The following is a 22,989-nucleotide window of genomic DNA, read 5'->3' as shown; positions in this document are numbered from 1 at the left end:
TCCCCCTTGCTTGTTCTTAGTGTATCAGTAAAAACATGTCATTTGTTAACGCTTTCAGACTCATTTTTTGTCGTTTTATTGTTCAGCTTGATGTTAACGATGATTTGTCAATTGTCTCAAAAGCCAAAGTGAAAAATGATTTTCAAAAGCCGACTTACGGCTTTCCAAAAGGTGATAGCCGTTAATCCTGATTGAAAGTCCTCTCTAAAGATACTACAAATCCGAGTAGACAGAATGGATTTGTTTTGTTATTATAGTTACTCAGGGTAACAATTACTCACGGTAACTATATATTGATATAAGGGGTGATTCTGATAGAGACTTACCAAAAGTTCTTTCAGCAATTATTATTGCTGTACCGGCCGTTTGAAAATAATCTTAATATCCAGCTGAACAAGCATGATTTACACAGGGCGCAGTGGTCCATTTTGTATTACTTAATCAATTATGGTTCGGCGACGCTTGTAGAGCTTGCCAATTATCAAAGTGTGGAAAAACCAACGATTACGAGGACCATTGCCCGCTTGGAAGAGCTGGGGTATGTCGAGCATGTGCCAAGCAAAGATAGACGCGAGAAAAGAATGCGGCTTACGGAGCTTGGCAAAAAAATCTACAGTGAAGTCCGTGTGACAATCGATCAATACGAACAGGAGATCTTGAAAGGGATCACTGAAGAGGAACAACTCGCAGCCATACGCATCATGGGCGAAATAAGAAATAACATTATAAAGTAAGGAGATAATAAACATGGACCAATCCAGAACCAGACTGTGGACGAAGGACTTTGTCATCGTTTCGTCCATCAATTTTTTCATAACATTAATCTTTTATTTACTGATGGTGACACTTGCCATCTATGCTGTTAATGAATTGGATGCTTCTACAAGTGAAGCCGGACTCATATCTGGTATTTTTATTATCGGGACGTTGATCGGACGTCTGTTCATTGGCCGTTTCATTGATTCAATCGGCCGTAAGAAAACATTATTCATAGGTTTGATCTTTTTCACTTTGACAACTCTTCTATATTTTGTGGACCTTGGAATCGGCTTCCTGCTTGTTAACCGCCTGATCCACGGGATGGCGATGGGGATGGCGAGTACTGCGACAGGAACGATCGTCGCCCAGATCATCCCGCCAACACGAAAGGGAGAAGGCATCGGCTATTACAGCATGAGCGCAACACTTGCGACGGCAATCGGTCCTTTTATCGGTCTGTATATGGCTCAACATACAAGCTTCCAAGTCATTTTCAGTTTCTGCCTGGCTTTAGGGGTAATCAGCCTGATTACCGCATTCTTCTTGTATGTCCCGGCATTGTTAGTGACGGCCAAAGTTATGGAAAGCAAAGGATTCAAGCTTTCCAATTTCATCGAACCTAAGGCACTGCCCATCTCAATCATCACCCTGTTATTGGCATTCTGTTATTCCAGTGTCCTTTCTTTCATCAGTTTCTATGCCATTGAAATCGATCTGGTCAATACGGCAAGCTTCTTCTTTGTAGTTTACGCAGTAGCCGTATTGTTATCACGTCCTTTCTCAGGACCATTGATGGACCGGAAAGGATCAAACTTCATTATGTATCCGGCTTTCATGATTTTCGGAATCGGCTTACTCCTTCTAAGTTTAACAACCAATAGTTTCACTTTACTGGCAGCAGGTTTCCTTATTGGCCTTGGATTCGGTAATATGCAATCAAGCTCGCAGGCGATTGCCGTTAAACTGACACCGCCTCACCGGATGGGGATGGCAACGTCCACCTTCTTTATCATGCTTGATGCAGGACTTGGCTTTGGCCCTTATATTCTGGGATTCATCATTCCGGTAACAGGTTACAGCACACTTTATGTAATCTTGGGCGTTTTGGTCATCGCAACCTCCGTCCTTTACTACTTCTTGCACGGCAAGAAGGAACGTACAGCCAGAACGAACTTGGCTTCCATTTAAATAAAAAGGGATATCCCATTGGCGGATATCCCCAAACTGTAGGAAAACTCGATTTTCATCAAGTTTGCCTGCAGTTTTTTTTTGCTAGTACAATTTAGCGTTGATTTCCGATCCAGGCACTCGATTTCCGCGGGCGGTCCGCCCTGGACTCGCTTTTCTAAGCAGGAGTCTCGCACACCCGCTCCAATCAACTATGTTTTAATTTAGATAGAACCCTCTTGCCTACTGAAATTCTTCCGTCGATGGGGATAATTCAGCTTTCATGCAAATAATTCGGCCTTAACGACCGATAATTCGACCTACAATGTAATTATTCGACCTTAGCAACCGATAATTCGACCTACATAGAAATAATTCGACCTTAGCAACCGATAATTCAACCTACACCAAAAGAAGCTGCCAAAAAAGTTTATACTTTTTGAAACAGCTTCTAGTTATAGTGATCCTTATTTTACTTCCAATTCTTCGATAATAAAGCCAGATTTTTTGCCGTTCTTTTTATTTGTTGCTTGCATGACCGTTTCACCTTTATATAAAGTCTTTCCAGTCTTTAAATCAGCAATTAGAAGTTGGGCAGGCTTGTATGTTAATGAGCCCACTTGATCCACTCCGTTGCCTATCAGAAAGTACACACGCCCGTTCTTAATTGCAGCGAAGTATTGTTCCTCTTTATTAACAGCTACATCCAGTTCCTTGTCATTCGTTAACGTTCGACTGCTTAGGTCAAACGTTTTAATGCGATAATTATCGGATTTCTTATCAATTAGGTAAAGTGTTTTTCCGTCCGTATATCCTGATCTTGCCATGCCCAGGCTAAGCGATTCATTTTTGGGCAATTTAACCGTTTCTATTTTTTCCGTTTCATAATTATATGATATCAGTTTGCTTGGCTTTTCCTTATAGGAACCGTCCTCATGATTTACCCCTTTAATTAACGAAATTAAAACCATGTTGTTTGGCTGGATGGGAGCAACATCCGTCGTCATCTCAAAATCAACTTGATTAGGGTAAGTAAAGGTTTCAGATACAAGGGTTTTATCGCTCAAAACTTTTTTATTGGCTAAATCGATCGTATACAGATGAACCTCTTTCGTTTGTTTCTCATTGTTTGATTTCACATCATTCATCGTTAAAACCTGTAGTTTTGAATGGACCAACTGCACATCCCTGACATCAGCATTCATGATTCTCTCTTGATTCGGAAGTTCAATTTGGAATGAAGTTTCCTCTTCGTCCTTCTTCTCCAGTAAACCGATATCAAATTCCGATTCTTCCGTTTTCCCGTTATTCTTAATTTCGCTATTCACCCAAGCGTAAGCCAGAAAATCATCGTCTTCATATAAAGAACTGATGGAATCCTTGCCACGCATAAACGAACGATGTTCTTTTATTAATCTTTCAATTCGATAATCTTGTCTTCCAGAAAAGCTCTCCAAGTAAGACTTTTCAATATCATATGTTGTTGTATTGGATTCAAATGTTAATGATTCATAATAAGGACCATTATCAAGCGAAGCATTTATGATTACCGGATCAAGCTCTTTATCACTGCCTTCCAGTGTCTTGAACGTATACTTTGGAAGGCTGGAGGCAGAGGAAGCTACTTTGACATAATAGGTCCCGATGCTTAAGATGACAACCATTCCAATAATGATGCTGCATAAATAACGTTTCACCTTGTTCACTCTCCTTTAATAGTTGTTATACGGTAACACGATTTTTCAATAACCAAGAACCAAGCCAAATCGATAGTCCTGTCACGATGATTCCGAATGCGAGCTGTAGACCAAGTAATTCATTTGGGTAAAAATAGATATTACCAAGCCCCATTACGAAAACGGGAGCTAAAAATAACGCTGCAGCAATTCCGCAATAGATCAAGCCCAAAATGATTCCTTTTATGCGGAAACTCCTTTCAAACATGATCGCCGTGAATAATATCGACATGATCATAAGACCGATGCCATAGGAAAGCAGGAATTCCGTGAACGTGCTTGGGATGACCAATGGCAAAATCGGACTGGTTTTCGTGATAGTTGAAAAAGACATTTCCATGTTCAAGAACGCTTCCGGTACGTTTGAATTAAATAGGGCATTTTCCATTGGTAATATGATGATCTGGAAAGCAATCAATCCTAACACCATCAGGAAGATGGCCGTGGCTTTGGAAAGGTAGATCGATAATCTGGATGTCGGTAACATCAATAGGCGATAAATGAACGTATTCTTTCCAAACCAATCACGGTACCAAATAAGGAAAATGTAAAAAATCAGGGCAACTGCACTCAACGCGATTGGTCCTTGAAACCAGAGGGTATTGGCGATTCGGGTAAAATCAATGCCATTATAAGTCGCAATATAGGCAGCTTCGGATAGTCTTTCATCCGACATGATCTTCCTGGCATCATTAAGAAGACTCTTCGTTACAATGATCACTCCAGCAAATTGCGAAACCAAGGTTATCAACAATAAGCTAAGATAGATTTTACTGAAACGGTTGATTTCAAAGTTCACTAGTTTTATATATCGCATCATGATTGATACACCTCTCTCATTACATCGACTACCGATTTTCCTTCCTCTTCACGCATTTCTTCGGTATTGAACTCTTTAAGCACTGTACCGTTATCCAATAAAATGACCTTATCGATTATATGTTCAATATCACCGATTTCATGGGTCGTGATGATGACTCCTCTATCTTCAATAAGGTGGCTCGCAAAGACATCGGCGATTTGCTCGCGGCTAAAAATATCGATGCCTGAAAATGGTTCGTCCATCAGTACATAATCCACGTCAAGGGACAAACCAAGCATCAGGTTGAGCTTAGCTGTATTCCCTTTTGACAATTCCGAAATGCGATTCTCCTCTTTAAGCTTGAAAAACCCCATTAGTTGGTTAGCTCTTTCCGGATTCCAGGAGGTATAGAAATCCGACATGAAAACCATTGCCTGTTTAACGGTCATTTGCGGAAGCATGGTCGGTGCGTCCGGAATGAAGGTGATTTTTTCATAACTGTCCTTTGTCATTTTTTGATCATCGATCAGAATTTCACCTTTATATGGCGTCAATCCCATAATCGCTTTGAGTGTAGTCGTTTTACCGACACCATTTATTCCGATCAGACACGTGACTTGCCCTTTATTAGCTGTAAATGAAACATTATCCAAGATCTTTTTCCGGCCGTATTTCTTGGAAATCTGTTTTACTTCTATCATTTTTCTTCCTCCTCCCTTATTTCTTCCGAGTATTTTTCTTTAACCACACGAAGCAGTTCATCAATTGGTACATTTATCGGACGAATCGCATCGACAAACGAATCAACGGCTGCCAGAATCAATTCCTGCCTTACAGCCTGTAAAATCGTTTCATTCGTCGTGATTTGACTTGGGAAATTTCGTTCAGTATGAATCAAGCCCTGTTCCTCCATTTCTTTATACGCTTTTTGAGCGGTATTGGGATTTATATTGAGTGAAGCCGCCAGTTCCCTTCGCGAGGGAATTTCCTGTCCAGCTACGAATTTTCCTATGGCTATTTGTTCTTTAAAATGCCTAACGACTTGCAGATATACCGGTTCCCGGGTATTTACGTTCATTAAAACCACCCCCTATTTATTTAAAAAAGTCTGATATGCGTGTATGTACTAAGTGGTTCATACACCTTATAGATGTACTATACCCGTAATACACCTTAGCTGTCAACAATGAATTCCAGAAAAATGAAAACCCCGAATGTGCGGTGCAGTCGGGGTTTTCATTAGTTGCTTTTAATGGAGATGCTAAAATCTCATTGAAATAGATGATGAAGCAGACGATCTTTATCTTCAAAAAACTGTTTCATTAACAAATAGTGATTGGACTCCTCTAAAGTCACCTCACTCATTCCCTCATCTGAAATTTGGAGGATTTTAGCATCAGGGTAGGCCATGATGATCGGGGAATGGGTGGAAATGATGAATTGGGAACCTTGTTTGGCAAGCTCATTTATCCTGGCCAGCATCGATATTTGTCTCAATGGCGACAAAGCGGCTTCAGGCTCATCGAGGATATACAATCCATTGCCTTGAAATCGTTCTACAAAAGCAGAAAAAAACGATTCACCATGAGATTGCTGGTGAAGTGATTTTCCACCGAAGGAATCAATGATTTTCGACCCAAACGATGCCTCCCTGTCCAATTCCTCTATATTCGTAGCTAAATTATAAAAGGTTTCCGCCCTAAAGAAAAAATTATCCGTCGGTTTGTACACACCTTTTTTCAAACGGAGGTATTCGTCCAAATTGGAATGTGAATCATAATTGGAAAAATTGAAATTCAACGTTCCTCCTTCCGGATTGAAGCCATACGCAATCGCAATACCTTCAAGCAAGGTGGACTTCCCCATTCCATTTTCCCCGATAACATAGGTAACACTGGGATGAAAAGCAACTTCTTGAAGATGCCTGATAACTGGCAGATCAAGAGGGAAATGATCATATGAAGATATTCGATCTCTATTCAGGTAGATGCCCCTGATGTACTGTGAATCATAATCTAGTTTCATTTGTAATCACCTTCTGTAGAATATATTTAAAGCTCTGATATGTCCTTAACATTCCAATCAAAGACGCCATAGCTCCAATTGATAGATTGATAATGTTCGATTCTAAATGACCACCCACTTTGGATGCAATTCAATTAAACTTCCTGTAATGCGATGGGTTGAAACGTTCACTCCCGATTCGTTTATCAGGGCAGGCAATTCCTTATCCGCATACCTTTGATGTAAATGTTTACTGTCCCATATTGAGGCGACAAGGTATCTGCCGTTTTGCCTTTTACTACCGAATGCGCCAGACAGCATGCCCTTGCTCCCTGCTTCTTTTAGCACCTGCTCAAAACGGGCATGTTTATCCTCTTCAACAAAACAGTCAGCCACTCGCAGTAATTTCCCCTTGCAAAAAAAAGCTGTAATGTCTGTTGTTCCTATATTGAATATACTCTCGAATATATCGACAGAAATATTTGTATAAGTACTTCCCTGGTCACTCTTGGCGAATATTTCACCATGCGGATGCTGCATGAAACTTTGATAGGCATGGAGATCTTTCCAAACGGAGAGAACGCCTGCTTCAAAGGGTTCATATCTATTCCACCCTCCGATTTGACCCATGAAACCAGCACACTTGCGCAATTCTCCCCATCCCTCTTGTGCTTTTGAAAATGAACGCTTGTTTTCCTCATTCACTTGGCATTTAATCCACTTCATTAACATGATGATCACCACGCTTCGCCCAATGTTTCGCTTTTTCATCAACCTTTTTGATAAAATCATTTTTCCCGTTAACATATCCTTTAATATCATCTGGGAATTCCGCTGCCAAGCGCTGCTTCAGCCTACTATATTTTTGTGCTTCATCACGGTGTGATAGCAAATAATCCCGAAAAGCGATGTGTCTGGCTATTTCCTCATGTCCTTTTTGAAACATGTGAATATGGTGCGTCCTCTCATCCCCGCCTTTACGAAAAAAACGTCGTCCGGCGATTCCGTTCTCGCCCATGGCATCATACCCTATCTCTTCCATCTCTTTATTAAAATCAGCGACACATTCCAGATCTTTAACCACTGCCAAAATATCTATTACTGGCTTGGCATGGATGGCCGGGATGGCCGTACTGCCAATATGATATAAATTCATCATTTCAGGCCCGAAAATATCCCTTAATTTATGGCATTCATCATGGAATAGCTTGGACCATTCTTTCTTATATGGTACGACCTCGACCTTTCTCATATAAGCATCCCTTTCATGTACGTTCCTTTAGACATTTCGCTTTCTTCATGACATTTAATATAAATGGAGCTTTCGCTTTCGTGTACTCCACTATATCCCCAGGATGCTTTTGAGCTAAGGATAATTTTAATTCCTGATATTGTTTCCGTACGTCAGGATGGCTTCTTAGATAGTCCCTGAATGAAAGTTGATTCTTCCATTGTTCACTTCCGAATCTATAGATATGCAAATGATGTGTCCCCGCTCTCCATTGGCCTTTTCTAAAAAAACGCCTTTCGGGAAACTCCTTATGCAGGACAAATTCATACCCAATCGATTTCAATGGTTCAATGAACGTGTCAGCTTCATCTAAATGCTGTACGCCAGCCATTATGTCCAAAATCGGCTTTGCCCCCAACCCTATGACGGAAGTACTTCCAATATGCTCAACACAAAGGGAATAGTTCTTTAAAACCCCCATTATCCTCGCTTTTTCCTGTTGAAATTCATAAACCCAATCAGGGTTATAACCCTCGATCTTCACTATTTTTTCCATATATTCACTCAACTTTTCATGTAGAAGATATTATCAGCCATCATTTCTCATCACGTGACCATTTGACGATCGGGTCTTGCGTACTCGGCTCATAATAAGTTCCGACATACACCTTTTCTTTTCCGGTTATTTTATTCGTTCGGATGACTGTATATCTTCCTTTATCATAATTTTTGGTAAGATAATATTTCCGGTATGAAAACCCTTTTTCAGGACCGGTTAATTTCTCTTTAGTTTTATACGCCTGTGGCTTATTCAAGCTCTCTTTCACTACACTTCTAATATTCAGCGGAGTTCCCTCAAGCTTAACATCACTTCGGAAATCGGCGCTCCTGGTCTCAGTTTTCCCTGAAGGCACGGATGCCATTTCGATCGTTTCTTGGACTTGTTCCGAGAATGATTTTGTGACACTGTATGAATACAGGATATTCATGGAACTTATATTGTCTTTCATTTTGCCAGCAAATTCAGGCATGGCAAAATTCAATAGAAAGGTGATCGATATACATACGATTAATAAGGTAAGCGAAATTTTTTTCATATTTCCTCTTTCTCAACTATGTATTCTTGTAATTCAACTTGTTCATTTTCCTTTGGAATAATCCCAAATTTAGCGATTAATAGAATGGCAAGAAAACCAAAACAGCAAAAACTAGTATTATCACTAGTAATAAATGAAGCCGGTATAATATGAGATGATAGTAATGAATTCAAAATATAAGAAAAAAGAAAACCCGAATAGGATAGGCAAATCAGGTAGTTTCCAATCAATACCCTCTTGTAATGTACATACTCCGACTTATTTCCGTTCCTGATACTGACACAATGTCTAAATTGCCTAATGAGGCCGTATGTGAAACCAATAATTAACATGACTGCAATGAGAAAATCAATTATTGCTTCCTCCACTTTTACCCCTCCTTGCCCTAAAAACTTGTAAAATATTACATTAAACTCATCATATACCATTTATAATAAAATGATAAATATTTCCTACTTTAATATTGGTGTTGTATCATGAAAATTTTTGTGAAAATTGTATTATCGTTATTTATGGTTCTTTATCTATTAATCCTTACAAAGCTCATTTTATTTAAGACCTTCTCGATAACCGAAATGAATGATCATATTAGTTTTTCCTTCAATGACCGCTATTGGGGTTCCCATAACTTCATCCCTTTTAAAACCATTTTCCATTACCTCTTCTTAGCGGATGTAAATACATCCATCCGGATCGAAAATATAGTGGGGAATATCATCGGTTTTGTACCATTTGGCTTCATGCTTCCATTATTATCAACAAGGTTTGCCTACCCAGATCGATCTTGATTGCAACATTCTGTATTAGCTTCACCTATGAGGTTATTCAGCTTTTATTTGAATTAGGAAGTTATGATACCGATGATATGATCCTGAATACTCTAGGTGGGATTATAGGATACCTGCCGATTAAGCTGTTTTACACAGTTTTCAAAAAGAATGGAACCATTCACAGTCAAGCCAAAGGACAGTAATTTGCTGTCCTTCCTTTGTCACAAGGTTCTTTTTACTCAAGCGGCCGAATTATTCGCTTGTGGGTCGAATTATTTGTGTGTGGGTCGAATTATTCTTGCTTTAGGTCGAATTATCCACTTATGTTGAAAGATGAATACATGCATGTTCTTATTCTTACGTATAAAAGTGAGATAAGGTTTCAATATAAAGGAAAATATACCTAATATTACTGTAGATGTATAAAAAAAGACCACCAGATTGGTGGTTATTTCAAATTTTTAAATCCGTATTTTTCAAAAATTTTCATGGAGTCTTCCGTTTGGAGATAGTCATAGAATAGCTTGGCTTCCTTAGCATGATTCAGGTCATTGATCATTCCGACGGGATATATGATCGGATCGTGTAAATCTGCCTCGGCTGCTGCAATGATTTCAACTTTCGATGAGTTGAGCGCATCCGTTTTATAGACGAGGCCTGCGTCCACGTTTCCCGTTTCGACATATGTAAGCACTTGCCGGACATCCTTTGCATATACCAATCGATCTTCAAGCTCTTTAAAGAGGTTCATGTTTTCTAAAGTTTGTTTCGCATATTGCCCTGCCGGTACAGACTCTGGAGTGCCAATCGAAATTTTAGCTGCCTTCGTGAGGTCTTCCAGCGATCCGATTTCCTTTTTGGAATCCTTTGGCACCACCAGCACCAGGTCATTGCCGACTATATCAATTCCGTTTTTCTCTTCAATAAGATCTTCCTCTACTAATTTATCAAATTTATCTTCTGCAGCTGAGAAAAACAGGTCAACAGGTGCGCCTTGGGATATCTGCTGCTGAAGAGCTCCAGAGGCTCCAAAGTTATAATGAACTTCCACATTTGCATTCTCTTTTTCAAAAGACTTCTTTATATCATTTAAGGCATCTTGCAAACTTACAGCTGCGGAAACCGTCAATTCCACTTTACCTCCGGCTTGCGCCTTAATTTCCGTTTTTTCCGTTTCATCACTCGAACACCCTGCGACCGCTGCCGCAAGCAGCATAATCGAAAAAATCATAAGGTATGTTTTTTTCAAAGTCACTCTTCTTCCGACCTTTCATTTTAGGATGGCTGCTAATTCAGCAGCCTTCCGTATTCATTCTTTCATTTAGGTTCACCAGTGAGAACACCATGCATCTCAGCTATAAAGAAGTTTGGGCTGTCGGGCTAGATAGGAAGGTGTACCATTTTGATTAAGATTAAGGATCAATTTCATGACCTCCACTATTCCCTCAGGTTTCTCCAACTCTATTTCCTTATGATAAGACTCTATGGATGTGTTCCATTTTTTCATTTTTTTCTGATCCTTCAATATACTCAGCAATTGTTTTTCAAAAGGCGTTTTCTGATTAAGTTTAAATACAAGGCCTTGTTGTTTTAGATACTGCAGATTAATTTCCTCCTGCCCCGGAAGCCTGGAATGAACAAAAATCGGAAGCCTTTTTCGTAATGATTCACTGATCGTGACACCGCCCGGTTTCGTAACGATTGCGTCAACTTCTTCATAAAGCTTATTCATTTCAGACCTTGATGAGATATAAGGCAATGGTTTGATATGAGGTAAGTTCCATGTATCGATTTCTTCATAAAGCTTGTTGTTATTTCCGCAAAGAACTAAATAATCAAAGTCGGTTGAATTCTTTAACTCATCACCTAAGTTCAAAATCCCTCCCAGACCGCTATTTCCTCCGGATATCAAAACTTTTGGCCGTGCTGTGTTTCTTTGGACACGGGCATTTTTTGTGATTTCCTCGTGCACAGGAATGCCAGTGACCATCATCGTTTGTTTTGGTATTTGACGCTTACTCATCAGCTTTTCTTTCACTTCTTGACTAGGAAGAAAATGGGCATCTATCCCTTCGCTTCCCCACACATTATTAATAAAAAAGTCCGTGTACACGTTTATTACCGGTGTGCTGCACTTCCCTTTCATCTTTAACTGACTCAAAAGATATGAAGGGAAACCGTGTGTACACACAATTAAATCAGGCTTTTCTTCTGCTATCAATCGTTCCATCTTATTCATGAATAATTGCTGATACCATTTACATACACTTTCCTTTGGCGAGTGAACATAAAACAGATTCTTATAGGCAAGATTATAGGTTTCCGGCGCATAACGGATCCATGTCAGATAACTATTTGCGATGAATTTTTCTAGAGAGGTATTGGTATAACTGATTAGATCGATTTTTTTATAAGTAATCCCTTTTGAATGCTTTTTTAACATATCCATCAATGCCTCTGCAACTTGATGATGTCCCGACTGCATTCGAAAGAGAGGTAAAAACAAAATCTTCTTCATATATGTGTCATCTCCTAAGAAATCATTCTGAAAATACAAAATATATAGTTCTGATATCTTCCTCTTACAATAAATTTCCAACTTTTATAAAAAGGAGCAGACTCAACTTTTGGACATTTGTTTTCTCTTTTTAATGTATTTGATAGTAACATATAGTACAAAAATAACTAAAAATACAAGCCCTAAATATGGAACATATTTGGGATTAACATTAAAAGCATCCCCGACATAATAACCAGCCACTATAAAAGGGACGGTCCAAAGTATAGTGCCTATTAGGGAAAATAGGAAGTATTTCCGAAAGGGTATAGATGAGATTCCTGCGAAATATGGACTAATTTGTCTTATTCCCGGAATATAAAATCCTAATACTAAGGTTTTTTGTGCATTATCCGTATAGTTTTTCTTCGCTTTCTCCCAGCGTTCAGTCGTAATCCCAATGAATCTTCCAAATTTATTTATAAATGGATACCCTACATATTTTCCGCATGCATAAGCTGCAAGCATTCCGATAAAGGCGCCGAGAATTGCACACAGCATGGCCAAACCCAGTGAGAGCTTACCTTGTGCTACCAATACCCCAATCAGAAATAGAAGTGATTCTTCTGGAGCAGGCACTCCCACAATGCCGAAGAATAAAAAAAGAAAAATGATCAGGTATCCATATGAATCAATAAAATGTAAAAGCGTATCTATATTCATAATACCCCCAGAATTAGTTATAAGTCTTTTAAAGTAATAAAGTGTATTCCTTTTTCCTTACTTTCCTGTAGGTAAATTTTCAACATTTCAATCATATAGCCTGGTGCTTCTTTATCCGCTCCCCATGTTTCACCACAGTCATGAAGCAACAGGATGGAACCTTCTGTCGAAGTGCTTCGCAGTTGATCAAGCAAAGTATTTTTGCAATTTTCAACTTTCCAATCCCCGAAGATGCCTGACCACATCACCACTCTATATTTCTTACTGAAAAGTGGGGTGAACATATTGAAATGGCCCCATGGCGGTCTATAAAAAACAACCTTTACATTCGTAACTTCATTTATCGCCTTTTCAGTCATTTCCAACTGTTTCCGTAGATGGATGGGTGATAGGACCCAGCTTGAAACATGATGATAATGGTGGATCCCTATAGTATGTCCCTCTTCATGCATTCTTTTAATAATCTCAGGATTACTTTTCACTTTACTGCCAACAACAAAAAATGTGGCCTTTATCTCATACTCTTTTAAAAGATCAAGCAATTTTATTGTATATTCAGGGTTTGGGCCATCATCGAAAGTTAGCGCTATCCCATTATTCGAATTGATTTTTTTGGTTATTCCCAGACTGCATACACGAATAAGCACCGTTGGGATAATAGTATAAAATATTAATAGCAATAATAAAATAATAAAACTAATCAGCCATATATGCATCACACAAAACTATCCTCTCATTATTGATATTACCAATACTGATTCTTTCCCTATATCATATTCATTTACCACAATGCAGCAAATTTTATTGTATTCAGGTAATTCATTATAAAACCTCTTCTTACAATTTAGCATTTTTTTTTCATTATTTTCACTTATCTATCATTTTTTTATTTTTGTAAAGGTTGAAGGACATTAGTTCTATTACAGCAAATTAATAAAACACCCAGAAGACATATTTGAATTAGAGCGGTTTGCCTGCAGGTTTTTTTAAAAAAACCGTTTGAGTTGATTTCAGAAATCCACTCCCTTTCCGCCGACTGTCTGCCAAGCCTCCTCACCGCAAGCGGCTGCGGGGTCTTAGCTAGCCAGTTATTCGGCAGGAGTGTCGCCAATTTCTTCAATCCAATATGGATTACTGTAAAAAAACATGAAGGGTCCTTTAGTCTTGTTTTTAGACAAATTCCAAGAAAAATCGAGTTTGCCTGCAGTTTTTTTAAAAAAAACCGTTTAAGTTGATTTCAGAAATCCGCTCCCTTTCCGCCGACTGTCTGCCAAGCCTCCTCACCGCAAGCGGCTGTGGGGTCTTGACTAGCCAGTTATTCGGCAGGAGTGTCGCCAATTTCTTCAATCCAATAAGGGTTACTGTAAAAAAACATGAAGGGTACTCTAGTCTTGTTTTTAGACAAATTCCAAGAAGAATCGAGTTTGCCTGCAGTTTTTTTCTTTTAAAACCGTTTGAGTTGATTTCAGAAATCCGCTCCCTTTCCGCCGACTGTCTGCCAAGCCTCCTCACCGCAAGCGGCTGCGGGGTCTTGGCTAGCCAGTTATTCGGCAGGAGTGTCGCCAATTTCTTCAATCCAATATGGATTACTGTAAAAAAACATGAAGGGTACTTTAGTCTTGTTTTTAGACAAATTCCAAGAAAAATCGAGTTTGCCTGAAGTTTTTTTCTTTTAAAACCGTTTGAGTTGATTTCAGAAATCCGCTCCCTTTCCGCCGACTGTCTGCCAAGCCTCCTCACCGCAAGCGGCTGTGGGGTCTTGGCTAGCCAGTTATTCGGCAGGAGTGTCGCCAATTTCTTCAATCCAATAAGGGTTACTGTAAAAAAACATGATGTTGACCTTCCATACTCTTTATTCGACCTAAAACGCACTTTTTTCAACCCTCCATGCACTTTTTTCGACAAACTGAAAAAAAACACCCTAAGGGTGTTTTTTAAAAATTCATATTGTTTTCCATTATCTTCTTTATCAAAGGGCACACTCTTCAATTTCGAATCCCAGGTCTTCGATGATTCCCCAATCCGCTGTGGGTTCTTGACCAGCTGTCGTTAAATAATCGCCGACGAAGATGGAATTGGCTGCATAAAGTGCCATGGGCTGCATGGAACGGAGATTGACCTCACGACCGCCGGCCAGACGGATTTCTTTACTCGGATTAACGAACCTCATCATCGATATCAATTTCAGGCATTTAGTGGGGGTCAACTCGGAAGTTCCCTCAAGCGGCGTTCCGTCAATTGCATTGAGAAAATTACAAGGAATGGAATCTGCATCAAGGCTGCGTAAGGATAGGGCGATTTCCACCGCTTCCGCCTCAGATTCCCCCATACCGAAAATGGCACCAGAACATGGGGACATTCCGGCATCTTTCACAGCTTCGACTGTATCTACCCGGTCTTCATATGTATGCGTCGATGTAATTTTACTGTAGTTTTCCTGTGATGTATTCAAATTGTGGTTGTAGCGATGAACGCCTGCTTCCGCTAGCTTGCCCGCATGTTCCTCATTCAGGAAACCTAAACAGCAGCAGATTTTAAGATCCGTCGTTTCGCGGATTTCTTTTACCGCTTCAATGACATGATCTATTTCTCTGTTGGTCGGACGACGGCCAGACGCAACGATGCAATAAGTACCCGCTTTGCGACGAATTGATTCCTGCGCTCCCTCGACAATCTTTTCTTTCGTCAGCCAAGCATATTTATCGATCGGGGCTTCCGACACGATCGACTGCGAGCAGTAGCCGCAATCTTCGGGACATAATCCTGATTTCGTATTGATGATCATATTCAATTTAACTTTGTTCCCATAATGATGCTTGCGTATCAAGTAGGCTGCATTCAAAATTTCCAAAACCTCTTCGTCTGGGGCTTGTACGATGGATAATGCCTCTTCCTCCGTCACTTTATATCCTTTGATAACGTTCTCCGCTAACATCTTCCAATCCATTACCAATGTTTCCAAAACTATCCCTCTTTTCTTTATTGTGTGCCGAATCGCTGGTTTATGGATTCCTTGACTATGCAATTCCTAGAAAAGGAGCATAACCCGGTCTGGTAAATAAAGACCAGTTGTCTGCAATATATCCACCTGACGCTCCAACCGCGAGTGTCTCCATCTCCAATCCACTTTCCCTTCCAACCAAGTGGTCGCATGTGCACCATCAACCACATTGGGGAGCACTTAACATTTAGCAGTATCAATACTGCCTGCAATGTAAATAAATTTGTTAACCTATAATATTTTAAGTTAACATATCGATAGAATAATAACATACTAACAAAATATTATTCAATGGTCTTTTTTCAATATTTTCCTAGTCTGTCCTTTAAATCCCGATAAAGCTGGACTTTTATATGTTAACTAAATAATAAATTAGTTGACATATAAAATAAGAATCAGGCAAACTAATAGTGGGCATTTTGCCAGCACTTTTGAAAAAGGAGGTTAAAAACTTGAAAGCAAGGACGATTTCCTATGTGGCCCTTTTTACCGCGTTAACTGCCATTGGCGCCTTTATTAAGATACCTATCCCTTACATACCATTCACACTGCAAATTCTGGCAGTCTATTTGGCAGGCGCATTATTGGGGCCCCGGCTTGGGATGCTCAGTCAGTTATGCTACGTCTTGATCGGACTTATCGGGGTGCCCGTGTTTGCTGAAGGCGGGGGATTCGGCTATATATTCAAACCTACTTTCGGCTATTTGCTCGGATATATACTGGGAGCCTATGTAAATGGATGGCTTATCAACCGGTTTTCCCTCTCCACGATTCGTTCCATATTCTTTGCTAATGCCGCCTCTTTGCTGACAGTTTACCTTTTCGGCTGCATCTGGCTGTATGGTGCGATGAAGTGGATTGTGGAAACACCGCTTTCCATCAGCCAAACGATTCTTTACGGCTTCTTGTTACCTGTACCCGGTGATTTAATGCTATGCATTCTATGTGCTGTCATCATTCAACAAGTACGTCCGCGCATTGCAAAATATATAAACGTAAAGGAGTTGAATCATCCATGGGCCAAGCCTACTTTATAACCGGAACTGGCACGGATATTGGAAAGACCATCGTCACGAGTGCACTCTATCTGTCTCTTCAAACATTGGGAAAAAGCGTCACGATATTCAAGCCATTTCAAACTGGAATCAATGAGGAAAATCATACATACCCGGATATATCTTGGTTTGAACAGGAACTCGGTGTAAAGGAATCAGGGTTTTACACACTGAAACCGGAAACCTCCCCACATTTGGCGATTAAATTAACCGGCAGTCTTATCGATGAGAAGAAAGTCGTGGAAAGGGTTCATGAACTTGAGGAAATGTATGACATCGTATTAGTCGAGGGAGCTGGCGGATTGGCTGTGCCGCTTATTGAACGAACGGAAGGTTTCTATATGACGGCGGATTTCATAAAGGATTGCGGCATGCCTGTCCTCTTCGTATCCACAAGCGGTTTAGGGGCGATTCATGATGTCGTGACGACCCATTCTTATGCCCAAGTCCACGATATAAACGTGAAAACCATTTTGTATAATCATTACCGGCCGGAAGATCGGATTCATCAAGACAATATCGAAACCATTGAAAAGCTGACTGGGCTGAATGGCCTCGCCTGCATCCCAACACTGGCCGATGTTAGAAAAGACTTGAGAATCTGCATCCTTGATTTACTTAGTGATCAAGATTATACCCAACAACTGAAAGAGGTGTTCAAGGCATGAACAGTCAGGATTTAGAACAATGGGATAAGGAATATGTATGGCATCCGTTCACACAAATGAAAACGTATCGGGAAAGCAAACCGCTGATCATCGAACGCGGCGAAGGCAGCTACCTGATTGATGTGGAGGGTAAACGCTACCTCGACGGCTATGCTTCATTATGGGTGAACGTGCACGGACATAACGAGCCGGAATTAAACGGCGCCCTAATTGAACAAGTGAATAAAGTCGCACACTCCACACTGCTGGGATCTGCGAATGTACCATCGATCTTACTGGCAAAAAAACTAGCCGAGATTACTCCTGGTTCTTTATCGAAAGTCTTCTACTCCGACACGGGATCAGCCGCTGTGGAAATCGCACTTAAAGTTGCTTATCAATATTGGCAGAATATCGATCCCGTCAAGCATCAGAATAAAAACAAATTTGTCTCACTTGACGAGGCATATCACGGCGATACTGTCGGAGCTGTGAGTGTGGGCGGAATGGATCTATACCATAGAATCTTTAAGCCCCTCTTATTTCAACGGATTTCCGCCCCTTCACCATATGCCTATCACATGACTGAGTATGGAGATCATGAAGCCGTGAAAAACCATTGCTTGAAGGAACTGGAGAAGTTACTGCAGAAACAATCAGAGGAAATTGCAGGATTGATCATCGAGCCGCTTGTGCAGGGAGCAGCAGGCATCATAACCCATCCCCATGGCTTTTTGAAAGAGGTCGAGCAATTATGCAAAAAGTACAATATCCTCTTAATTTGTGACGAAGTGGCTGTAGGATTCGGTCGAACCGGTACAATGTTTGCCTGCGAACAGGAAAATGTCGTACCCGATATCATGTGTATGGGCAAAGGGATCACTGGGGGATATATGCCACTCGCCGCCACTATCATGAACGAGCAGATCTTTCAATCCTTCCTGGGGGAACGGGAAGAACATAAAACCTTCTATCACGGTCACACCTATACAGGAAATCAGCTTGCCTGTGCACTGGCACTGAAGAATATCGAGCTGATGGAAAGCCGCAATTTAATTAAAGACATCCAGAAAAAATCTAAATATCTATCACAAAGACTGCAAGCGCTATACGAACTCCCGATAGTCGGTGATATCCGGCAGCGCGGCTTCATGATTGGAGTGGAAATCGTCAAAGACCGCCAAACAAAAGAAACGTTCACCCTCCAAGAGAATGTCGTTTCCGGAATCATCCATACAGCACGGGAAAATGGCCTGATCATTCGGGAACTTGGTCCAGTCATCACGATGATGCCGATCCTATCCATGTCAGAAAAGGAACTCGATTTCATGGTCGAAACCGTCTACCGTGCCATTAAGGAAGTCTCCATTCATAAAGGATTGATTCCAGCAGCTAACTGATACACAAGGAACCGGAAGAGCAGAGCTCATCCGGTTCCTTCTATACTTTGTAGGGACTTCGTGAAGGAAGATCACAGACATTACATGGTATTCAAGGAACGTAATACTATTTATGCAGATAAAATTTAAGGATTCTAAAGTAAATAACCCTAATGATTCCTTTCTTTTTCTGCCCGTTTTTCAATCTTAAGGGTGTACCTTTTACACGAATTTGGATTGTCCATAAATTTTGCATCGTATTTAAATGGACTTTTTTGCTCGTTTCATATTTTTTCCAATTTACCCATCCTGTCTGCATCATATATTTTTCTCCTTATAAAAAAGAAAAGAAAGGTCATCCTAATGGAGTAATTCCAATAATGACATAAGGAGAGAAGCTACATGCCTCAACAACAAATTGATATCAATCAATTAAACCAAGCAAAAGCAAACGTTACCCTAACACAAACCTTACTTTCACAAGCAATTGAAAAATCTTCCTCTGATCCAACCTTGGCACAAGAAGCCATTAAACAAGCTGCTCAAGAAATCGCGCAAGCCCAGTCTTCCGTAAATCAGGTTTACAGTGCAGTACAAGCTCAGCAAGCGGAATGATTTTGGGAAAATGAAAATAAAACTGGCCTATCCCAATTGAGGAATAGGCCTTTTAATAACGAATGTTTTTGGTGCATCCAAGCTTTTTCAGACCCACTTCTTTAAAGGCGGTATACTTTGAGGGAATTTAAACGTATTGTACGGATCATATCTCGTTTTCACTTCCCGAAGCCGCTTAAAATTTTCTCCATAGTACGCAGTTGGCCAATCTTCGATGAGGATATCCGGCCAATTCACGTAGTCACCTGTAGTATATGGTGACAAAGCGCATTTAAGTTCTTTAATCCAATGGATGTTTTGCCGCTCTTCTTCTGGATTCGTCCATGTAGCCAGATACTCCTGGGCGATGATGGCATCCCGATAATAAAAAGCCGTTTCATTTGGGGCCACACGGCCAGCGGCCCCTCCTAAGGATTGGTGCCAAATGGCTGCATTTTCATTTGGAACGTTTTCCAAAAAATGCTTCATCGTCAAGATTGCTTGCCGTTGAAAAGGTTTTTCTATGAAAGACCCCGACCGCTTGCGATGGGCCGGTCGATTTCCACTTGGATCATTAAAGAATTGCACAGCATCAATGTACGGAACTTCCTTTATCATGATATTTGCTGGAGAACCTGCTCTCGTCAAAGGCTTTAGAAGCTGCTGCAACCTATATGATGGCCCAACAAATTCACCTTGAGCGATAATTTGGTTTACTTCCTTTGACTTGAATTCGATTTCTGAAGTTAAACACTCTTCAACTTGAGGGGCCCAATCCTGCCAGGCTTCAAACACCGCTTCAAAATCTTCCCATCCCCATGTGACGGAGAAAATCGATACCCTTGATACGGGGTGTACCCTGAAGGTAAGAGAAGTGACTATGCCAAAGTTTCCCCCTCCTCCCCCGCAGCATGCCCAAAATAAATCACTATTAATTTTCCTATTTGCTTTAATGAGTTTGGCGCTTCTCTTTCCGCACGCCCTTACCATTTCTATTTCAAGCAAATTGTCACAAGTAAGTCCAAAGCGTCTCGATAACATACCTATTCCACCGCCAAGCGTAAGGCCTACAAGACCAACACCGCTTTCGGTCCCAGCCGGAATCGTCGTGCCATACTTCCATAGCATATTATATACTTGACCTAAATCAGCTCCTGCTTCGATTTTTGCAATCATTTTTTCACGGTTGACCTTGATATTGTACATTTCACTTATATCAATGATTAGACCGCCATTCACTAATGAAAAATTCTCATAACTATGCCTGCCGCTCCTAACCCGGAAAGGTGTATGATTTTCCCGGGCCCACTTCAATGAATTCAACACATCATTGGAATTTTGACAAAACACAATGACCTTTGGGAATTTAGAAAAACTTAAGTTATTATTTATCCTGGCATGCTCATACTCAGCATCATTAGGTGTAACGACCCGCCCGGTAAGCTTTGTTCTTTCCAAAATATAACCCCTTCCTCGGGTAAGATGATGTTACATCCTATGAAAAAATCTGTCAGGAAGACACATTCCATAAGCGACCCACCGCTGGCATCCCTTGTTACGGGGTCTAATTAGCTTTACTCATGAATTTCGCTGGTTTACTCTAGTTTCGTAGCTTTACTCGTGAGTTTCGACGATTTACTCGTGAATTCCATTGATTTACTCGAGTTTCGCTGGTTTACTCATGAGTTTCGCCGTTTTACTCGTGAGTTTCACTTGTTTACTCGTGAGTTTTGCCGTTTTACTCGTGAATTTCGCTGGTTTACTCGTGAATTTCGCTGGTTTACTCGTGAATTCCGCTGATTTACTCGTGAATTCCAACAATTGATCACCAAAGACAAAAAAGCCCTTCTCGAATTAAGAGAAGGGCTTTCCAATAGAGTTGCTTATCCCGAAATTTCATCATCGGATTTAACATCCAATGGTGTTCGTTTATCCATTTTCAGGATGTAATAACTTGCCACGACCAAACCTAGGAAAACGATTCCGACAACCAAGGAAATCCTTGTACTAGGATTGATCCACATACCGACCAGCACCATCAGTAAAAAGGCTATTGTCGAATAGTTACTGAAAGGGGCCAACGGCATCTTGAACGGATGCTTCTCCATTTCAGCGGCATTTACTTTTCTGAATTTAAGCTCACTGATAAGTAAGACAAACCATGGAATCATCCCAGGCAATACACTCGCACTGTACACATAAAGGAATAATTGCGGCGGTGCAAGGTAATTCAGGATAACCCCGATGCCCAATCCTAAAAGTACAGCGATCGTGCAATATGCCGGCACTCCATTTTTAGATACTTTAGCAAAGATTTTCGGAGCTTGGCCATTCAATGCAAGTGTGTAAAGCATACGCCCTGCACTGAAAATACCACTGTTGCATCCAGACATTGCCGCAGTGATTACGACAAAATTGATGATTCCTGCTGCTGCTGTGATACCTATTTTTGCAAAGGTTGAAACGAATGGGCTTCCTAAGTCATCCAGTTGATCCCAAGGGAAGACTGTCACGATGACGAATATGGCGCCAATATAGAAAATTAAAATGCGCCATATGATCGACTGGATCGCTTTTGTTACGGTCTTCGTTGGATCTTTCGCTTCTCCGGCTGTGATGCCGATAAGCTCAACGCCTTGATAGGATGCCACGACAAGGGAAAGCGCAAAGAAGAATCCTGTCCAGCCTCCCGTAAAGAAGCCGCCATTTTCCCAAAGATTCGATAATCCAATCGCATCCCCGCCATTCCCTATTCCAAAGAAGATAAGGCCAACGCCGGCAACGATCATCAATACAATCGTTATGATTTTTATAAGCGCAAACCAGAATTCAAATTCCCCGAAGGATTTGACGGAAATGAGGTTGGCCGCCCCCAAGATGATCATGGCGACCACACCTGGTATCCAGGCCGGTAACTCCGGGAACCAATATTGCATATACAACCCAACCGCGATGATTTCGGACATTCCGACGATTACCCATTGAAACCAATTGCTCCAAGCAGTCATATAACCTGCCAAAGGATGTATATAGCTGCTCGCAAAGGTTGCAAATGAACCTGTAGTCGGTTCTAAATATAGCATCTCACCCATGGAACGCATGATGAAAAATATAAAAATACCTGCGATGGCATAAGCAAGCATTACAGAGGGCCCGGTCCATTTGATCGTGCTCGCCGATCCCATGAATAACCCGACACCGATGGTTCCGCCCAAAGCTATCATTTGAATGTGACGTGCTTCCAGCCCTCTCTTTAATTCCTTGTTCGACATGTTTAACTCCCCCAGATGCAATATCGGTAATGCTTTTCTATCCTTACCACGAACGACTCTCTATTAATTATTGCGATTAGAAATGCTCTATCGAAGAAAAAATATCAATAACACTTCAATTATGTTTTCTTATCTTATAATAGTAAATATTCTGTAAAAATACAATTGTATTTTTGAAATAAACAGTTGCCAAATATATCTTGGCAATTTCCCTAATCTAAAAATATCATTTCAAAAAAATGATGATCAATATTT

At 40.6% G+C, this 22,989-nt stretch carries 27 protein-coding genes; 8 read left to right on the top strand and 19 right to left on the bottom strand.

Translation table 11 applies throughout. The features are described from left to right. The first annotated feature begins 314 nt into the window (after positions 1 to 314). Both ABC374_RS01435 and ABC374_RS01430 read left to right on the top strand, forming a co-directional pair. A complete protein-coding gene (locus tag ABC374_RS01435) occupies positions 315 to 734 on the top strand; it encodes a MarR family winged helix-turn-helix transcriptional regulator (protein ID WP_350302778.1) in 420 nt (139 codons plus the stop codon). 13 nt (positions 735 to 747) lie between these two features. Beyond that, complete coding sequence (locus tag ABC374_RS01430) at positions 748 to 1,947, top strand: MFS transporter (RefSeq protein WP_413015403.1); 1,200 nt, start codon at positions 748 to 750, stop codon at positions 1,945 to 1,947. A gap of 446 nt (positions 1,948 to 2,393) precedes the next feature. On the opposite strand, the gene ABC374_RS01425 is transcribed toward ABC374_RS01430, so the two are convergent. From ABC374_RS01425 to ABC374_RS01380, 10 genes are all read right to left on the bottom strand, one after another. Then, the gene (locus tag ABC374_RS01425) at positions 2,394 to 3,623 is read right to left on the bottom strand and encodes a hypothetical protein (protein ID WP_413015401.1); all 1,230 of its coding nucleotides are present in this window, start codon (positions 3,621 to 3,623) and stop codon (positions 2,394 to 2,396) included. 25 nt (positions 3,624 to 3,648) lie between these two features. Next, on the bottom strand, positions 3,649 to 4,482 hold the full coding sequence (locus ABC374_RS01420) for a hypothetical protein (RefSeq protein ID WP_413015399.1): 834 nt from the start codon (positions 4,480 to 4,482) through the stop codon (positions 3,649 to 3,651). After that, positions 4,479 to 5,165 (bottom strand): ABC transporter ATP-binding protein, encoded by a 687-nt coding sequence (locus ABC374_RS01415; RefSeq protein ID WP_413015397.1) that lies wholly within the window; start codon positions 5,163 to 5,165, stop codon positions 4,479 to 4,481. Before ABC374_RS01415 ends, ABC374_RS01420 begins: the two co-directional genes overlap by 4 nt. Then, entirely contained in the window at positions 5,162 to 5,542 is a 381-nt protein-coding gene (locus ABC374_RS01410; RefSeq protein ID WP_413015395.1) for a GntR family transcriptional regulator, read from the bottom strand. Before ABC374_RS01410 ends, ABC374_RS01415 begins: the two co-directional genes overlap by 4 nt. Positions 5,543 to 5,733: 191 nt before the next feature. Beyond that, complete coding sequence (locus ABC374_RS01405; RefSeq protein ID WP_413015393.1) at positions 5,734 to 6,489, bottom strand: AAA family ATPase; 756 nt, start codon at positions 6,487 to 6,489, stop codon at positions 5,734 to 5,736. A 102-nt stretch (positions 6,490 to 6,591) separates the two neighbouring features. Beyond that, a complete protein-coding gene (locus ABC374_RS01400) occupies positions 6,592 to 7,194 on the bottom strand; it encodes a YdbC family protein (RefSeq protein WP_413015391.1) in 603 nt (200 codons plus the stop codon). Next, positions 7,181 to 7,720, bottom strand: coding sequence for a GrpB family protein (locus tag ABC374_RS01395; protein WP_413015389.1), 540 nt, complete (start codon positions 7,718 to 7,720; stop codon positions 7,181 to 7,183). The genes ABC374_RS01400 and ABC374_RS01395 overlap by 14 nt, the downstream gene beginning before the upstream one ends. 13 nt (positions 7,721 to 7,733) lie before the next feature. Beyond that, entirely contained in the window at positions 7,734 to 8,255 is a 522-nt protein-coding gene (locus ABC374_RS01390; protein WP_413015387.1) for a GrpB family protein, read from the bottom strand. A gap of 40 nt (positions 8,256 to 8,295) precedes the next feature. Further along, positions 8,296 to 8,796, bottom strand: coding sequence for a hypothetical protein (locus ABC374_RS01385; RefSeq protein ID WP_413015385.1), 501 nt, complete (start codon positions 8,794 to 8,796; stop codon positions 8,296 to 8,298). Further along, the gene (locus ABC374_RS01380; RefSeq protein ID WP_413015383.1) at positions 8,793 to 9,164 is read right to left on the bottom strand and encodes a hypothetical protein; all 372 of its coding nucleotides are present in this window, start codon (positions 9,162 to 9,164) and stop codon (positions 8,793 to 8,795) included. The genes ABC374_RS01385 and ABC374_RS01380 overlap by 4 nt, the downstream gene beginning before the upstream one ends. A 108-nt stretch (positions 9,165 to 9,272) precedes the next feature. Here ABC374_RS01380 and ABC374_RS28785 point away from each other — a divergent pair, with 108 nt between their 5' ends. Both ABC374_RS28785 and ABC374_RS28780 read left to right on the top strand, forming a co-directional pair. Then, positions 9,273 to 9,584 (top strand): VanZ family protein, encoded by a 312-nt coding sequence (locus tag ABC374_RS28785; protein WP_488199282.1) that lies wholly within the window; start codon positions 9,273 to 9,275, stop codon positions 9,582 to 9,584. Then, complete coding sequence (locus ABC374_RS28780) at positions 9,581 to 9,769, top strand: VanZ family protein (protein WP_488199281.1); 189 nt, start codon at positions 9,581 to 9,583, stop codon at positions 9,767 to 9,769. The genes ABC374_RS28785 and ABC374_RS28780 overlap by 4 nt, the downstream gene beginning before the upstream one ends. A 245-nt stretch (positions 9,770 to 10,014) precedes the next feature. Here ABC374_RS28780 and modA read toward each other — a convergent pair whose 3' ends face one another. The 6 genes from modA to bioB form a co-directional block, all read right to left on the bottom strand. Then, positions 10,015 to 10,815 carry a molybdate ABC transporter substrate-binding protein gene (gene modA, locus ABC374_RS01370; protein ID WP_413015381.1) on the bottom strand — a complete coding sequence of 267 codons (801 nt, stop codon included), beginning with the start codon at positions 10,813 to 10,815 and terminating at the stop codon, positions 10,015 to 10,017. A 102-nt stretch (positions 10,816 to 10,917) separates the two neighbouring features. Next, positions 10,918 to 12,084, bottom strand: a complete 1,167-nt coding sequence (locus ABC374_RS01365; protein WP_350301197.1) for an MGDG synthase family glycosyltransferase — start codon at positions 12,082 to 12,084, stop codon at positions 10,918 to 10,920. Between the two features lie 102 nt (positions 12,085 to 12,186). Beyond that, on the bottom strand, positions 12,187 to 12,786 hold the full coding sequence (locus tag ABC374_RS01360) for a DedA family protein (RefSeq protein WP_350301196.1): 600 nt from the start codon (positions 12,784 to 12,786) through the stop codon (positions 12,187 to 12,189). Positions 12,787 to 12,803: 17 nt separating this feature from the next. Next, a complete protein-coding gene (locus ABC374_RS01355; protein ID WP_413020224.1) occupies positions 12,804 to 13,502 on the bottom strand; it encodes a polysaccharide deacetylase family protein in 699 nt (232 codons plus the stop codon). 496 nt (positions 13,503 to 13,998) lie between these two features. Beyond that, the gene (locus tag ABC374_RS01350) at positions 13,999 to 14,658 is read right to left on the bottom strand and encodes a hypothetical protein (protein ID WP_413015378.1); all 660 of its coding nucleotides are present in this window, start codon (positions 14,656 to 14,658) and stop codon (positions 13,999 to 14,001) included. Positions 14,659 to 14,755: 97 nt separating this feature from the next. Beyond that, positions 14,756 to 15,733 (bottom strand): biotin synthase BioB, encoded by a 978-nt coding sequence (gene bioB / locus ABC374_RS01345; protein ID WP_413020223.1) that lies wholly within the window; start codon positions 15,731 to 15,733, stop codon positions 14,756 to 14,758. A gap of 506 nt (positions 15,734 to 16,239) precedes the next feature. Between bioB and ABC374_RS01340 the strand changes: the two genes are divergently transcribed. From ABC374_RS01340 to ABC374_RS01325, 4 genes are all read left to right on the top strand, one after another. Then, on the top strand, positions 16,240 to 16,824 hold the full coding sequence (locus ABC374_RS01340) for a biotin transporter BioY (protein WP_413015377.1): 585 nt from the start codon (positions 16,240 to 16,242) through the stop codon (positions 16,822 to 16,824). Beyond that, positions 16,803 to 17,510: a dethiobiotin synthase gene (bioD, locus tag ABC374_RS01335; protein ID WP_413015375.1), complete on the top strand. Its 708-nt coding sequence runs from the start codon at positions 16,803 to 16,805 to the stop codon at positions 17,508 to 17,510. Before ABC374_RS01340 ends, bioD begins: the two co-directional genes overlap by 22 nt. Then, on the top strand, positions 17,507 to 18,889 hold the full coding sequence (gene bioA / locus ABC374_RS01330; protein WP_413015373.1) for an adenosylmethionine--8-amino-7-oxononanoate transaminase: 1,383 nt from the start codon (positions 17,507 to 17,509) through the stop codon (positions 18,887 to 18,889). Before bioD ends, bioA begins: the two co-directional genes overlap by 4 nt. A 381-nt stretch (positions 18,890 to 19,270) precedes the next feature. After that, complete coding sequence (locus ABC374_RS01325; RefSeq protein WP_101224840.1) at positions 19,271 to 19,483, top strand: hypothetical protein; 213 nt, start codon at positions 19,271 to 19,273, stop codon at positions 19,481 to 19,483. A gap of 87 nt (positions 19,484 to 19,570) precedes the next feature. On the opposite strand, the gene ABC374_RS01320 is transcribed toward ABC374_RS01325, so the two are convergent. The 3 genes from ABC374_RS01320 to ABC374_RS01310 all read right to left on the bottom strand — a co-directional run bounded on the left by ABC374_RS01320 (position 19,571) and on the right by ABC374_RS01310 (position 22,734). Continuing rightward, on the bottom strand, positions 19,571 to 20,920 hold the full coding sequence (locus ABC374_RS01320; protein ID WP_413015371.1) for an FAD-binding oxidoreductase: 1,350 nt from the start codon (positions 20,918 to 20,920) through the stop codon (positions 19,571 to 19,573). 198 nt (positions 20,921 to 21,118) lie between these two features. Further along, on the bottom strand, positions 21,119 to 21,280 hold the full coding sequence (locus ABC374_RS01315) for a hypothetical protein (protein WP_413015369.1): 162 nt from the start codon (positions 21,278 to 21,280) through the stop codon (positions 21,119 to 21,121). A gap of 65 nt (positions 21,281 to 21,345) precedes the next feature. Then, complete coding sequence (locus ABC374_RS01310) at positions 21,346 to 22,734, bottom strand: amino acid permease (protein ID WP_413015367.1); 1,389 nt, start codon at positions 22,732 to 22,734, stop codon at positions 21,346 to 21,348. Between the last annotated feature and the right edge of the window lie 255 nt (positions 22,735 to 22,989).

It is taken from the genome of Peribacillus phoenicis (assembly GCF_047238085.1).
Lineage (GTDB): Bacteria > Bacillota > Bacilli > Bacillales > DSM-1321 > Peribacillus.
The sequence above is the reverse complement of the archived record's forward strand: the minus strand, read 5'-3'. Positions and strand labels throughout refer to the sequence as shown.